Origin of the sequence: Nevskia sp., from assembly GCF_021732705.1 — a bacterium.
Classification (GTDB): Bacteria; Pseudomonadota; Gammaproteobacteria; order Nevskiales; family Nevskiaceae; genus Nevskia.
The window spans coordinates 38,043-52,887 of sequence record NZ_JAKFUM010000016.1; the positions used below are offsets into that span (position 1 = coordinate 38,043).

6 protein-coding genes and 1 tRNA gene are annotated in these 14,845 nt (G+C 68.8%); 1 reads left to right on the forward strand and 6 read right to left on the reverse strand.

The window, feature by feature from the left end:
* Nucleotides 1–7: 7 nt before the first annotated feature.
* A tRNA-Pro gene (locus tag QZ951_RS16850) sits at nt 8–84 on the forward strand.
* Between the two features lie 113 nt (nt 85–197).
* Here the strand turns inward: QZ951_RS16850 and QZ951_RS16855 are convergent.
* The 6 genes from QZ951_RS16855 to QZ951_RS16880 form a co-directional block, all read right to left on the reverse strand.
* Nucleotides 198–1,991: an acyl-CoA dehydrogenase gene (locus QZ951_RS16855; RefSeq protein ID WP_293002691.1), complete on the reverse strand. Its 1,794-nt coding sequence runs from the start codon at nt 1,989–1,991 to the stop codon at nt 198–200.
* 39 nt (nt 1,992–2,030) lie between these two features.
* Nucleotides 2,031–2,654 (reverse strand): PadR family transcriptional regulator, encoded by a 624-nt coding sequence (locus QZ951_RS16860; protein WP_293002694.1) that lies wholly within the window; start codon nt 2,652–2,654, stop codon nt 2,031–2,033.
* A gap of 32 nt (nt 2,655–2,686) precedes the next feature.
* Nucleotides 2,687–3,652, reverse strand: coding sequence for a nitronate monooxygenase family protein (locus QZ951_RS16865; RefSeq protein ID WP_293002698.1), 966 nt, complete (start codon nt 3,650–3,652; stop codon nt 2,687–2,689).
* A 108-nt stretch (nt 3,653–3,760) separates the two neighbouring features.
* Nucleotides 3,761–4,888, reverse strand: coding sequence for a hypothetical protein (locus QZ951_RS16870; protein ID WP_293002700.1), 1,128 nt, complete (start codon nt 4,886–4,888; stop codon nt 3,761–3,763).
* Entirely contained in the window at nt 4,885–5,667 is a 783-nt protein-coding gene (locus QZ951_RS16875; RefSeq protein WP_293002702.1) for a SapC family protein, read from the reverse strand. Before QZ951_RS16875 ends, QZ951_RS16870 begins: the two co-directional genes overlap by 4 nt.
* Nucleotides 5,660–14,788 (reverse strand): hypothetical protein, encoded by a 9,129-nt coding sequence (locus QZ951_RS16880; protein WP_293002704.1) that lies wholly within the window; start codon nt 14,786–14,788, stop codon nt 5,660–5,662. Before QZ951_RS16880 ends, QZ951_RS16875 begins: the two co-directional genes overlap by 8 nt.
* Nucleotides 14,789–14,845: the final 57 nt, after the last annotated feature.

The window sequence follows — 14,845 nt, forward strand, 5'->3', positions numbered from 1 at the left end:
GTCTCATCGGGGCGTAGCGCAGCCTGGTAGCGCACCTGCCTGGGGGGCAGGTGGTCGCAGGTTCAAATCCTGTCGCCCCGACCAATCACCTGTTGTCTGCATTCGAATGGCCGCCGTTCACGGTGGCCATTTTCGTTGGCGCGTCGCCGACGCGTCCCACGCGGCCCGTTGCGCGCCGATCGCAACCGGCGGGCGCCTCAACCGAACAATCGCGCCTCATCGAGCGCCACCGGTGCGATGGCCGCGGATCGCGCTGCAGCCAGATGGGCATCCGCTTGCGGCAGCAGTTGCGTGAGGTAATGGCGCGCGGTTTCGAGCTTCGACGCGTGGAACGGATCGGGCGCGTCGGCCTTCGGCAGCGCCAGCGCCGCCGCCTGGGCGAACAGGTAACCGAAACAAAGGTGTCCCAGCGCCTGCAGCATGTCGTGAGCGGCAGCATCGGAGGCATCGCGATGCCGGGACTGCGCGGCGACGATGTCGCGCAGCGTCTGCTCGTACTGGTCCGCCAGCGCCGCCACCGGTCTGGTGAACGGCGCCATCGCTTCGACACGGGCCTGCGTCGCGAGAAAGTCTCGGATGCGGCGCATCAGCTTGCCGAGCTTGGCACCGCCATCGCCGAGGATCTTGCGGCCCAGCAGGTCCCGCGCCTGCACGCCGTTGGTGCCTTCGTAGATCTGGGCGATGCGGACGTCGCGCACGCGCTGCTCGATGCCGTGATCGCGCAGGTAGCCGTGGCCGCCGAGTACCTGCAGCGCGAGGTTGGCATCGTCGAAGGCCTTGTCGCTGAGGAAGGCCTTGGTCACCGGCGTCAGCAGCGCCAGCAGGTCGGCGGCATCGCGGCGCTCGGTCTCGTCCGGATGATGGCTTTCAAGGTCGCTGCACAGCGACATCCAGTAGCCGAGCATGCGGCCGCCTTCGATCCGCGCCTTCTGGGTCAGCAGCATCCGGCGCACGTCGGCGTGATGGATGATCGGGTCGGCCGGCAGGTCGGGCCGGCGCGCGCCGCTCGATGGGCGCATCTGCAGCCGCTCGCGGGCGTAGGCCAGCGCGGCGTCGTAGGCGCCCTGGGCGACCGCGATGGCCTGCACGCCGACATTCAGCCGCGCCTCGTTCATCAGGATGAACATCGCCGCGAGGCCCTGATGTGGCTGGCCCACCAGCCAGCCAACCGCGCCGTCGAGCGTCACCGAGCAGGTGGCGCTGCCGCGCAGCCCCATCTTGTGCTCGACGTGGGTGACAGTGAGGCCATTGACGGTGCCATCGGGCAGCCGCTTCGGCACCAGAAACAGCGAGATGCCGCGCACACCCGGCGGCGCGTCCGGCAGGCGCGCAAGCACCATGTGGACGATGTTGTCGGTCCAGTCGTGGTCGGCGCTCGAAATGAAGATCTTGCTGCCGCGAAGGCGGTACGCCGGCGTGTCCGGCAGATCCCGCTCGGGCGCGGGGCTGGCGGTGCTGCGCAGCAAGCCGAGGTCGCTGCCGCAATGGGCTTCGGTCAGCAGCATCGTCGTGGTCGCGGTGCCGTCGACGATGGCCGGCAGCCAGGCCGCCTGCAGCGCCGGCGAGGCGTGCTGGCTGACGATCTTGTAGACCCCGTGCGACAGGATCGGGAACATCGTCCAGCTCTGGTTGGCGCCGCACAGCAGTTCCACGATCGCCGTGTGCGCCAGCGCCGGGAAGCCCTGCCCGCCATGCGCCGTGCTGCAGCCGAGCGTCGGCCAGCCGCCGTGGACGTACTGGCGATAGGCGTCGGCGAACCCGGTCGGCGTCTGCACCTGCCCGTTGACCAGCCGGCAGCCCTGCTCGTCGCCGATGGCGTTCAGCGGCGCGATCACGGTCTCGGCAAAACGGGTGGCGCCGTCGATCGTCTGATCGAGCAGCCCGGCGTCGATCTCGGCAAACACCGGCATCTGCCGATAGTGATCGGTGGCGCGAAGCAGATCGTGGATGACGAAGGCCATGTCGCGGCGCGGGGCACGGTAGGGAGCCATGGGCAGGAATCCGGGCAGACGGTAGGTTGAGGGGACGGGTCAGTCGTGCCGGGCATCCGGCGTGCGTGCGCGTGGCGATGCCAGCGCGGTGGTCGACGCGACTTCCGCGGCATCCGCCGCGTCCGCCGGTGCGGCGTGGAGGCAGGCGATCGCCTCCTCGCACCAGGCGATCGTCGTGCGCTCGTTGAGAATGCCCATGCGCAGGCCGAGATAGCGCCCGCGCCGACGCGCCTGCAGGCGCGCCGGCTCCGGGTAGTGCTCGGCCATGATCGATTCGTAGCGCGCCAGCCGCGCGACGTGCATCGCGCGGCGGCGCTCCAGTTCCGCCAGCAGCGCCGGCTGGTTGCCGGGTGCCAGCGCGAACAGCTTCACCAGCATCTCTTCCTTGAAGCTGGGCGGGTCGGTCGGCTCCGCCAGCCAAGCGTCGAGCGCGTGCCGGCCGTCATCGGTCAGTTCGTAGACGATGCGGTTCGGCCGCTCGCTCTGCTCGACCATCTGCGAACGCAGCCAGCCGACCCGCGCCAGCTTGTGCAGCTCCTGATAGATCTGCTGATGGCTGACCGGCCAGAAGAAGCCCACGGTCTGGTCGAAGCGCTTCGCGAGGTCGTAGCCGGAATGCGGCCGGTCGACCAGCGAGACCAGGATGGCGTGGGACAGCGCCATGGATGTCGATCAGCCGTGGCCGACGCTGACGATCAGGCCGCCACCAGACGCTGGCGTGCGGCGGCGTACTCGCGATCGAGCCGGTCGACCAGGTCACCGGCCGAGCCGATCGACTTGACCGCGCCGATGCCCTGTCCGCAGCCCCAGATGGTCTTCCAGGCCTTGGCGTCGGTGTTGCCGCCGGAACCGAAATCCATCTTGCTCGGGTCCGATTCCGGCAGCTTGTCCGGGTCGAGCCCGGCGGCGACGATCGACGGCCGCAGGTAGTTGCCGTGCACGCCGGTGAACAGGTTCGAGTAGACGATGTCGTCGGCACCGCAGTCGACGATGCACTGCTTGTAGCGCTCGTCGGCATTGGCTTCGTGCGTGGCGATGAAGGCCGAGCCGATGTAAGCCAGATCGGCACCCATGGCCTGCGCGGCAAGGATCGAACTGCCGCAGGCGATCGAGCCGGACAGCAGCAGCGGGCCATCGAACCACTCGCGGATTTCCTGCACCAGCGCGAACGGCGACTGCGTGCCGGCGTGGCCACCGGCACCGGCGGCCACGGCGATCAGGCCGTCGGCACCCTTCTCGATCGCCTTCTTCGCGAACTTGTTGTTGATGATGTCGTGCAGCGTGATGCCGCCGTACGAGTGGATCGCCTCGTTGACGTCGACGCGGGCGCCGAGCGAGGTGATGACGATCGGCACCTTGAACTTCACGCACATCTCCAGATCGTGCTCCAGCCGGTTGTTCGACTTGTGCACGATCTGGTTGACCGCGTACGGCGCCGCCGGGCGATCGGGATTCGCCTGGTTGTGGCGGTCCAGTTCGTCGGTGATCCGCTGCAGCCACTTGCCGAGTTCCTGGGCCGGACGCGCGTTCAGCGCCGGGAACGAGCCGACGACGCCGGCCTTGCACTGGGCGATGACCAGATCCGGGTTCGAGATGATGAACAGCGGCGACGCCACGACCGGAATGCGGAGGCGGTTGTGAAACAGCGGTGGCAGCGACATGCGGGAAGCCTTCTGGTGGAAATAGGCCTGCAGTCTATATGCGCAGTTTTGCGCATGCAATAAATTGCATATTGATGCGCGAAGCGTGACCGCGCGACGGCGGCGGGATCAGTAGAACGCCTTGCAGTTTCCGGCCGCCAGCGTCGCCAGCAGCTGGCGGATGTTCGGATCCCAGCTCAGCGACACGCCGCCGGGAATGCCCGTGGTGATGCCGGCCGACGCGCTCTGGCTGATCGGGCCGACGCGGGCGACATGGCCATCGCCGAACGTCGCCTGCGCCGAAATCGCGTACGACACCGGGAACTCGCAGGCCGGCACCGGAACCTGCGCGGTGACCACGGTCGCGCCCCGCGCCAGCGGCGGCAGGCTGCCGCTGACCGCCGGCTGTTCCTGCTCGACCGACTTCCTGTTTTTCGTCACGAGGCACACGGGCTGCACCATGTACGACACTGCCACGCTCAGCGGCGGCACCACGTTCAGCACGGCGCTGGCTTCCGGCTGCTTCTCGCAGCCGAGAAAGCGCGACTTGCGTTTCGGCACCACGTGCAGCACGTACGGCCCGGCGGCGAGGCCCGGCGGCAGGCGCAACTCCAGCCGCGACGGCGCCACCGCCGTGATCACCGGCTGCGCGGCCAGCGGCGCACCGGCCTCATCGGTCGCGGTGACGGCCGGGTCGTCGCACTTGCTGTCGTGCAGGTTGAGGCCGTTGACGACGACCGTTGCGTCCTTGACGTCACTGTTGACCGCGAACACCGCCCGGCGATCGGTGGTTTCGACCGACTGGATCACCGCCTGCGCCGAGTTCGACGAGGCCTTCGCTGCGGCCAGCCGCGCCAGTGCCGTGGTCAGCGCCGCGGCCGTGGTCGTCGCATCGCTGTCGGTGCAGCCCGTGCTGGCGGACAGCCAGGCCTGTGTCAGCAAGGCTGCGGCCTGACCGCGCAGCACCTTGCCTTCGGATTCGTCGTCGATCTTGTCGAGCCGCTTGCCGGATTCGCCGCCGATGGCCTTGCGGATGCCCTCGACCAGCGTGCCGAGATGTCCGGCCGCCGCCGACAGCGAGCTGTCGGGCAAGGTAGCGGCGCGCGCCGCAAGGTCGCGCTGCGCAGCTTCGAGCTGCGTCAGCACGGTGCCGCCGGTCAGACGCGGGTCGGTCTGGGCGGCGGCCGGTGCGATGCCGCCAGCACAGGTCAGCGCCAGCGCCCATGCCAGCGCACGGACGCGGAAACGCTGGTTCACGCGGCGGCCCCGGTTCCTTCGCGCAGCGCCAGCCGATCGACGAGGTTCGAGAACGACTGCAGCGACGCGAAGTGGTGGTAGATCATTTCCAGCCACTCCTTGTCGTACAGCTCCATCCGGGCCTCGACCGGCAGCGCCCGCAGCGCGCCGCGCTCGACCACGCGCAGCCCGGACAGCGCGAACTGCCGGCCATTGCGCAGCCGCGCCTCGGCGTTCACCGACACCAGCAGCCCGAGTTCGCCGACGCGCTGCGCGAAGCGCCGGCCGAGATCGACCTGCGCCTCGTAGTGCTGCAGGAATTCGACGATCTGGTTCAGCTGCGCCGTGCGCTCGCCACGCTCGGAGAACAGCGGCAAACCCGCGCTTTCATCGAGCTCCGGGCTGCCGCTGTCGATCGCGACGATGTACGTCGCCACCGAATCCAGTGCCCCCGGTCCGCGTGCGAGCGTGAACGGATGACAGCGCAGATAGGCCGGCACATAGCGGCCCTGCCACTGGCCGTCGGCACCGACGAACAGGTTGCTCGACGCCGTCAGGCCGACCAGCGCTGCCAGATGCAGCGAGTCGCCGTCGCCGGCAAACACGATCGGGTACTCCTGCGAGGCCTTCGGCAATTCGCTGAAGCCGATCGGGATCGCGTTGCTGGCGGCAGCGAAGCGGTAGTCCTCCCGTGAACGCCGCCGCAGCCGGCGATGGCGCTCCGAATCGAGCGCTTCCAGGCGCTTGAAGAACAGCGGCAGCGTCCCCGAGCCCGACGCGGCCGGCAGCGGCTCATTCATCGTCGGACTCCTTCGCTTCGACCTGATCTTCCGGCAGGCGCATGCCCGACGGCACGATGCCGTACGAGCGGAAGCTGGCGCTGATCACGGCCGGATCGATGTACGAATCGCTGACGTTATTGGAGTTCTGCGCCGAGCCCGTCCCCGCCGCGATCTCGGCATTGAAGCCGCCCTCGCCGCCGATCCGCAACAGGCGGCCTTCCGCGGTGCGCGCGCGGATGAACGCCGGCCGGCGCGTCGCGCTGATGGCGTCGACGAACTGCGTGTCGGTGCCGGTGATTCGGAGCGACTGACCGGCACCGGAGCCGCGCCGGCCGATGCCGCCGTTGCCGGCCGAGAAGCGCCCGGTGGTGTTGAACACCTCCGACACGCCGCCTTGCAGGATGTCGCCGTTCAGCACGTTGACGTAGGTGGAGAAGTTGCGTGCATCGAGACCGGCCAGGGTCAGCGTGATCGTGTTGACGATGCTGAAGTCGCCGCGCGAGACGAAGTTCATCAGCGTGCCGATCTCGTTCGGGTTGCGCTGGGCATCCGTCCCCAGGGTCACGGCGCCGCGCGACTCGCCGGTCAGCACATCGGCCAGGATGCGGCCGTTGACGCCTTCGACGATGGTGCCGGCCGAGTTCAAGGTCACCGTGCCGTTGGCGACCGTCACCGGGCGACCGGCACTCAGCGTGCCGTCGATCCGGATGCCGCCGGCGGTCGTCGTCACGCCGAGATTGCCGGTGCCGCTGTCGACGATCGCACCATCGGCCACGGTCAGATCGCGGGCATTGCTGATCGCGAAGCCGTTGCTGCTGAACGAGCCGAGGTTGGCGATCTGGTTCGCGCCGAGCAGCGACACGCTGCCGGTGGCACTGCCGGTCAAGGTGCCGGCGGTGATCACCGCCCCCGCCGCTTCGGTGATGTTGCCGCCGGCATTCAGGGTCACCGTGCCGGTGCCGCTGTTCACCGCGGCATTGATCAGCACATTGCCGGCGCTGGCCGCCAGCCGCGTGTTGCCGGACGTGGTCACGGCACCGCCGACGGTCAGATCGCCGGCGGTCGAGGTCACCGACACGCCACCGCTGCCCGCCGTGCCGCTGATCGACGCGCCGTTGGCTTCGGTGATGTTGACGCTGCCGGTGCCGGTCGACGTGAACGCGATGCGGCTGGCGTCGGTCACGATCGGCGCGTTGCCGGTGCCGACCGAACCGTTGGCGCCGCCGGCATTCAGCGTCACCAGATTGCCGCTGACCGTGCCGCCGGTACGGGCCAGGTTGCCCGCGGTCGCGGTCAGCGTGGTGTCGCCGGTGGTCGCGACATTGCCGGTCACGGTCAGATCACCGGTCGTCGTGGCGACGCTGATCGCACCGCTGCCAGTGCTGCCGCTGATCGCCGCGCCGTTGGCTTCGGCGATGTTGACGCTGCCGCTGCCGGTGCCGGTGAACGCGATCGTCGTCGCGTTGGTCTGGATCGCTGCACCCGGCGCGCCGATGGCGCCGTTGGTGCCGCCGGCGGTCAGCGTCACCGCATTGCCGATGACCGTGCCGGCCGCGCGCAGCACGCTGCCCGCATTCGCCGCCAGCGCAACGTTGCCGGTGGTGGCGATGTCGCCGCCTACCGACAGGTTGCCGGTGGTCGAAGTCAGCGCGATGTTGCCGCTGCCCGTCGAGCCGCTGATCGTCGCGCCGTTGGCTTCGGTGATGTTGACGCTGCCGCTGCCAGTGCCGGTGAAGGCGATGGTGCCGGCATCGGTCAGGATTGCGGCACCCGGTGCGCCGATCGACCCGTTGGCGCCACCGGCGGTCAAGGTCACGGTACCGCCGCTGACCGTGCCCGCCGTTCTCAGGATGCTGCCGGCGTTCGCGGTCAGCGAAGTGTTGCCGGTGGTAGCGACGTTGCCGCCGATGGTCAGGTTGCCGGTGGTCGAGTTGACCGTGATCGCGCCGCTGCCGGTCGAGCCGCTGATCGACGCGCCATTGGCTTCCGTGATGGTGACGCTGCCACTGCCGGTACCGGTGAACGCGATGGTCGTCGCATCGGTCAGGATCGCCGCGCCCGGTGCGCCGATCGCGCCATTGGTGCCGCCGGCATTCAACGTCACCGTGCCGCCGCTGACCGTGCCTGCCGTCCGCAGGATGCTGCCGGCATTGGCGGTCAAGGTGGTGTTGCCGGTGGTGGCGATGTTGCCGCCGATGGTCAGATTGCCGGTGGTCGACGCGATATTGATCGCGCCGCTGCCGGTCGACGCACTGACTGTCGCGCCGTTCGCTTCGGTGACGTTGATGCTGCCGCTGCCGGTACCGGTCAGCGCGAGCGTGGTGGCGTCGGTCAGCACCGGCGCACCCGCCGCGCCGATGCTGCCGTTGGCGCCACCAGCCGCCAGCGTGACCGCGTTGCCGCTGACCGTGCCGGCGCTGCGCAGGATGCTGCCGTTGCTCGCCGTCAGCGCGGTGTTGCCGGTGGTCGCGATGTTGCCCGCGACGGTCAGATTGCCGAGCGTTTCGGTGACGGCGATGGTGCCGCCGCCGCTGGTGCCGGCCACGGAGACCCCGCCGGCCAGCGCGTTGCTGATCGCGACATTGTTGCTGCCGTTCGCGAACGTGATGGCGGCGACCTGGGTCTCGATCGCGTCGGCGCTGCCGATGCCGCTCGCAGCCGTTGCCGACAGTGCGCCGGCGCTGACGTTGACCGTCGCGCCGTTGCCGTCGACGATCGCGGCCGCCGAATTCAGCACCACGTCATTGCCGGCGGCGGTCAGGCTGCCGATCACCAGATCGCCGGCGCCGATCGTGCGCAGGCTCAGATCGTCGTCGGCGTCATTGCCGCCCGCCGTCGCTGCCGTGACGGTCAACGCGCCGCCGGTGTTGCTGATCGCGATGGCGCCATCCGCGGTCACGGCACTGGCCACGGTCAGGGCCTGATTGCCGGTCTGATCGAAGCTGATCGTGCCGAGCCCGGTCGCCACGTTCGACACCGTCACCGCGCCGGTGGCGAGGCTGTCCAGATCGATGTTGCCGTTGGTGCTGGTTGCGCCGATCGCGGAGCCGGTGAGGTCGAGCGCGCCGTTGGCGTCGTTGCCGATGCCGCTGCCGGCGACCAGGGCGATGGTGCCGGCCACGACATCGGCCTCGGCGTCGGTGTCCGCCGCGGTGATCGCGCCTGCGGCGTTCAGTGTCGCGGTGGTGCCGCTGACCAGGTCGACGACGATGTTGCCCGCCGTGGTGGTCAGGGTCACGCCGCCGCCGGTGGCGGCGACATCCGTCGCGGTCAGGGTGCCACCCGAGTTCACGGCGATGCTGCCGTTGACCGTGTCGACATCGGTCAGGGTGATGGCGTCGGCTTCATTGACGACGATGCCGCCGGTGCCGGTGACACTGGCATCGAGCGATGCGACCGCCGTGCTCAGGCTGATGCCGTTGGCGGCGGTCGCCGTCAGGCTGGTGCCGCTGACCACGCCCGAGGTGCTGGTGATCGCGCCGTTCTGCGCCGTCAGCGTGGTGCTCGTGCCGCTGACGTTGCCGGCCAGGGTCAGGTCGCCCGCAGTCGTGGTCAGCGTGGTGCTGGCACCGCCATTGACCGGACCGGTCACGGTCAGCGCCTGCGCATTGGTCAGGCTCAGGCCCGCCGCCGTGAAGGCGCCGAGCGTGGTGATCGCGTTTGCCTGCGTCAGCGTCGTGCTGCCGGTCGACGAGCCGCTCAAGGTGCCCGCCGTGATCACGCCACCGGTCTGGCTGATGCTGCCGGCGGCGTTCAGGGCCGTCGCGGTGCCGCTGACATTGCCGTTCAGCACCAGATTGCCGCTGGTGGTGGTCAGCGCCGTGCTGGCACCGCCGTCGACAGGACCGGTCACCGTCAGGGTCTGGGCATTGCTCAGGGCCAGCCCATTGGCGGTGAATGCACCGAGCGTGGTGATGGCGTTCGCCTGCGTCAGCGTGGTGCTGCCGGTGGACGATCCGGTCAGCGTGCCAGCGCTCAGCACGCCAGCGCTTTGCGCGATGTTCGCCCCGGACTGCAGGTCCACCGTCGTGCCGCTGACGTTGGCGGCCAGGTTCAGATCCCCGGCGGCGTCCAGCGCGATCGCGTCGCCGGTCAGCGCGCTGTTGATCTGCAACGCACCGGCCGTCGTCGTCAGGCTGATGTCGCCCGCCCCGCCGCCGATGGTCAGCGGACCGGTCACGACCAGCGCCTGGGCATTGCTCAGGCTCAGGTTCGCCGCGGTCACCGCACCGAGCGCGTCGATCCGATTTGCGCCATTCAGCGTGGTGTCGCCCACCGAACTGAGCGACAGCGTGCCGGCATCGACGATTCCGGTCGTCTGGCTGATCGTGCCACCGGAGGTCAGGCTCACCGTGTTGCCGGTGATGGCGCCGGTCAGGCCGAGATCGGCCGCGGAGCTCAGCGCCACGTCGTCGCCGGTCAGCGGGCCGTTGATCGCCAGGGTTCCGGCGGTCGTCGTCAGGCTGATGTCGCCGGCCCCACCACCGATGACCAGCGGGCCGTTCACCGCCAGCGTCTGGGCATTGGTCAGGCTCAGGTTGGCTGCCGTCACCGCGCCCAGCGTGTCGATCAGGTTGGCGCCGTTCAGGGTGGTGTCGCCGCCCGAGCTGATCGTCAGCAAGCCGGTGTCGAGCACGCCCACCGACTGCGTGATCGCGCCGGCCGACTGCAGATCCAGTGTGTTGGACGTGATGTTGTTCGCGATGTCGAGTGCGGTTGCGGAGGCCAGCGCGATGTCGTCGCCGGTCAGCGCGGTATTGACTGCCAGCGTGCCGGCAGTGGCCTGCAACGTGATGTCGCCATTGCCGCCGCCGATGTTCAGCGGGCCATTGACGGCCAGCGACTGGGCGTTGCTGACCACCAGATTGGCCGCGGTGACGGCGCCGAGCGCGTCGATCAGGTTGTTGCCGTCCAGCGTGGCATCGCCGGTCGCGGTGATCGTCAGCGTGCCGGTGTCGATGACACCGGATGCGCCTTCGCTGACGGCACCGGCCGCGCTCAGCGTGGTGGTGACCGCGGTCACGACATTGTTGATCGCCAGATCACCGGCCGTTGTCGTCAGTGCGACGTTAGCCGTGGCGGTGACGGCGCCATCGACGCTCAGCGCCTGCGCGTTGCTCAGACTCAGGCTCGTCGCCGTGAAATTGCCGAGCGAGCCGATCAGGTTGGCGTTGTTCAGGGTCGTCGCGCCGCCCGAGCTGCCGCTCAGCGTGCCTGCGGCAATGGTGGTGCCTGCACCCTGCGTGATCGTGCCGCCAGCCGTCACACTGGCCAGCCCCGGCGTGCTGACGTTGCCGAGCAACAGATCACCGACATCGGCCAACGTGATCGCGCTGCCGCTCGCCGACACGGCGCCGCCGAAGTTGTTGCCGACATTGCCGAGGGTGACGGCATTCGCGCCGGCGTTCAGCGTCGTGCTGCCGGCAATGCTGACCGGCCCGGTCTGCGTGATGGTGCCCCCGGCCGTCAACGCGAAGTTGCCGTTCGCGACATCGACATCCATCAGGCTGACCGCATTCGCTTCGTCGATGCCGATGCTGCCGGCGCCGGTCACGGCGAGATCAAGACTCCCGACGTTGGTATCGAGGTCGATGCCGGTGACGGCATCGGCCGTCAGCAAGCCAGCCGTGACGTTGGTCGTCGCGCCATTGCCGTCGGTGATCGCACGCCCCGCCGACAAACTGACATTGGCCCCGCTGATGGCACCGGCAACGAGGTCGCTGGCAGCACCGTTCGCGGTCAGGCTGGCATTGCCGCCGGTTGCCGCGACGCTGGTTGCAGTCAGCGTGCCGCCAGCCGCGATCGTGATGCCACCGTTCGCCGTCGTGGCGCTGGTGACGGTCAAGGCGTCGGCTTCGTTGATGGCGATGCTGCCGGCGCCGGTGACGTTGGCTGTCAGCGTCGCGATCGCGGTGTCGAGCGTGATGCCGCTGGCGGCCGTCGCGTTCAAGTTCGCCACGGTGATGTCGGTGCCGGCCACGGTGTTGGCGATGGCGCCGCCGGTCGTCAGGCTCAGGTTCGCGCTGTTCGCCGGGCTGACCGCGCCTCGCACGGTGATCGTGCCGCTGCCGGCATTGCCGATCGCAAGCGTGCCAGCGGTGATCCGATCGAGTTCGGCATCGGTCAGGCTCAGCTCGCCCACCGTTTCAGCGCCCAGCGAAATCGCCGTGCCATTCGTCGATTGACGAATCGTGGCCGTGCCGGCACCGGCGTTGACCGAGCCCGCGCCGATGTCGATGGCGTCCGCCACCAGCGTCACGCCCGTGCCGCTGACCACGGTCGTGGCGATGCTGCCCGTGGCTCCGGTCGAGGTCAGCGAAACCGAGCCGCCGGTCGCGGCAACATCGACGGCCGCCAACGCGCCTGCTGCCGTGATCGCAATCGAGCCATTCGCCGTGTCGACGTCGGTCAAGGTGATCGCGTCGGCTTCGTCGATCGTCAGGCTGCCGGCACCGGTCACGCTGGCGTCCAGGCTCGCAATCGCCGTGTCGAGATCGATCCCGGTTGCCGCGGTTGCCGTCAGGCCGTCCGCGGTGACGTTGGTCACCCCGGCATTGGCATCGGTGATCGAGCCCGCCACCGCAACGAGGACCACGTCACCGGTGGTGCCGGCGTTGATGCTGCCGACACCGAGGTTGCCGGTGGTTGCGGTCAGGCTGATGTCGTTCGCATCACTGTCGGTCAGCGAAGCGACGCTGGTCGCCGTCAGCGCTCCACCGGCCGAGATCGTGATTGCGCCGTTCGCCGTCGTGGCCGTGGTGACGGTCAGTGCGTTCGTTTCGTTGATGTCGATACTGCCGGCGCCAGTCGTTGCCGCGACGAGGCTGGCGATGGTGGTGTCAAGGTCGATGCCCGTCGCGGCGTTCGCCGTCAGCACATCGGCGGTGACGTTGGTCGCAGCGCCGTTGGCGTCCGTGATGGCGCCGGTGGTGGCGCTCAGGTTGACGTCGCCAGCCGTTCCCGCGTTGACCACATCGATGCTCAGGTTGCCCGTCATCGCCGTCAGCGTGATGTCGTTGGCATCGCTGTTGGTGTTCGACATGGCACTGCCGACGGTCAGCGCGCCGCCCGAGGTGATCGTGATGCTGCCGTTCGAAGCGGTTGCACTGGTCACGGTCAGTGCGTCGGCTTCGTCGATGACGATGCTGCCGATGGCTGTCGTCGTCGCATTCAGCGTGGCAATCGTGGTGTCGAGGTCGATGCCGGTATTGCCGCTCACCGTCAGGACATCGGCGATGACATTGGTCGCCGTTCCGTTGGCATCGGTGATGGCACCGGCGTTCGCGACCAGTGCGACGTCGCCGGCCGCACCCGCATTCACCGTGCCGACAATCAGATTGCCGGCGGCCGCCTGGAGGCTGATGTCGTTGGCGTCGCTGTCGGTCGTCGAGACGACATTGGTCGCGGTCAGCGCGCCGCCCGACCTGATCGTGATCGCGCCGTTTGCCGTGGTCGCATCGGTGACGGTCAGCGCATCCGTGTCATTGATGTCGATGCTGCCGGCAGCGGTCGTTTCCGCATCGAGGCTGGCGATCGTCGTATCGAGATCGATGCCGGTCGCCGCATCCGCAGTCAGGACGTCGGCGACGACGTTGGTCGTCGCGCCATTGCCGTCGGTGATCGCACCCGCCACCGCCGACAGCGTGACATCGCCTGCCGTGCCGGCGTTGACCGTGCCGACGACCAGATTGCCGGTCGTCGCCGTCAGGCTGATGTCGTTCGCATCATTGTTGGTGGTGGACACGGCGCTGAGGACGGTCAGCGCGCCACCGGACGTGATCGCGATGCCGCCGTTCGCCGCCATCGCGCTGGTGACCGTCAGCGCATTCGATTCGTTGATGTCGATGCTGCCGGCGCCGGTCGTCATGGCATCCAGGCTGGCAATCGTCGTGTCGAGGTCGATCCCGGTTGCTGCCAGCGCCGTCAGCACATCGGCCGTGACGTTGGTTGCCGCACCATTGGCATCGATGATCGCGCCGGTCGTGGCCGTCAGCGTGACGTCGCCTGCCGCGCCCGCATTGACGGTATCGACCGTCAGGTTGCCGGTCGTCGCCGTCAGGCGGATGTCGTTGGCGTCGCTGTCGGTCGTCGAGACGACATTGGTGGCCGTCAGTGCGCCGCCGGCAGCAATCGTGATCGCGCCGTTCGCCGTCATCGCGCTGGAAACGATCAGCGCATTCGCTTCGCTGATGTCGATGCTCCCGACACCGCTCGTGGTCGCAGCCAGGCTGGCAATGGTCGTGTCGAGGTCGATGCCGGTGGCGGCCTGCGCGATCAGGGCATCGGCAGTGACATTGGTCGTCACGCCATTGGCATCGGAGATCGCGCCCGTCGTCGCCGTCAGGCTGACATCGCCGGCCGCGCCAGCGTTGACCGTGCCGACGCTCAGGTTGCCGGTAGCCGCCGTCAGGCTGATGTCGTTGGCATCGCTGTCGGTCGTCGAGGTGACGCTGGTCGCGGTCAGTGCACCGCCAGCCGCGATCGTGATGCCACCGTTCGCCGTCGTGGCGCTGGTGACAGTCAGGGCGTCGGCTTCGTTGATGGCGATGCTGCCGGCGCCGGTGACGCTGGCTGTCAGCGTCGCGATCGCGGTGTCGAGCGTGATGCCGCTGGCGGCCGTCGCGTTCAAGTTCGCCACGGTGATGTCGGTGCCGGCCACGGTGTTGGCGATGGCGCCGCCGGTCGTCAGGCTCAGGTTCGCGCTGTTCGCCGGGCTGACCGCGCCTCGCACGGTGATCGTGCCGCTGCCGGCATTGCCGATCGCAAGCGTGCCAGCGGTGATCCGATCGAGTTCGGCATCGGTCAGGCTCAGCTCGCCCACCGTTTCAGCGCCCAGCGAAATCGCCGTGCCATTCGTCGATTGACGAATCGTGGCCGTGCCGGCACCGGCGTTGACCGAGCCCGCGCCGATGTCGATGGCGTCCGCCACCAGCGTCACGCCCGTGCCGCTGACCACGGTCGTGGCGATGCTGCCCGTGGCTCCGGTCGAGGTCAGCGAAACCGAGCCGCCGGTCGCGGCAACATCGACGGCCGCCAACGCGCCTGCTGCCGTGATCGCAATCGAGCCATTCGCCGTGTCGACGTCGGTCAAGGTGATCGCGTCGGCTTCGTCGATCGTCAGGCTGCCGGCACCGGTCACGCTGGCGTCCAGGCTCGCAATCGCCGTGTCGAGATCGATCCCGGTTGCCGCGGTTGC

Coding starts and splice junctions, on each gene's coding strand:
- QZ951_RS16860 (WP_293002694.1), bottom strand. CDS start 2,654: ATGGCGCTGTCCCACGCCATCCTGGTCTCGCTGGTCGACCGGCCGCAT.
- QZ951_RS16855 (WP_293002691.1), bottom strand. CDS start 1,991: ATGGCTCCCTACCGTGCCCCGCGCCGCGACATGGCCTTCGTCATCCAC.
- QZ951_RS16875 (WP_293002702.1), bottom strand. CDS start 5,667: ATGAATGAGCCGCTGCCGGCCGCGTCGGGCTCGGGGACGCTGCCGCTG.
- QZ951_RS16865 (WP_293002698.1), bottom strand. CDS start 3,652: ATGTCGCTGCCACCGCTGTTTCACAACCGCCTCCGCATTCCGGTCGTG.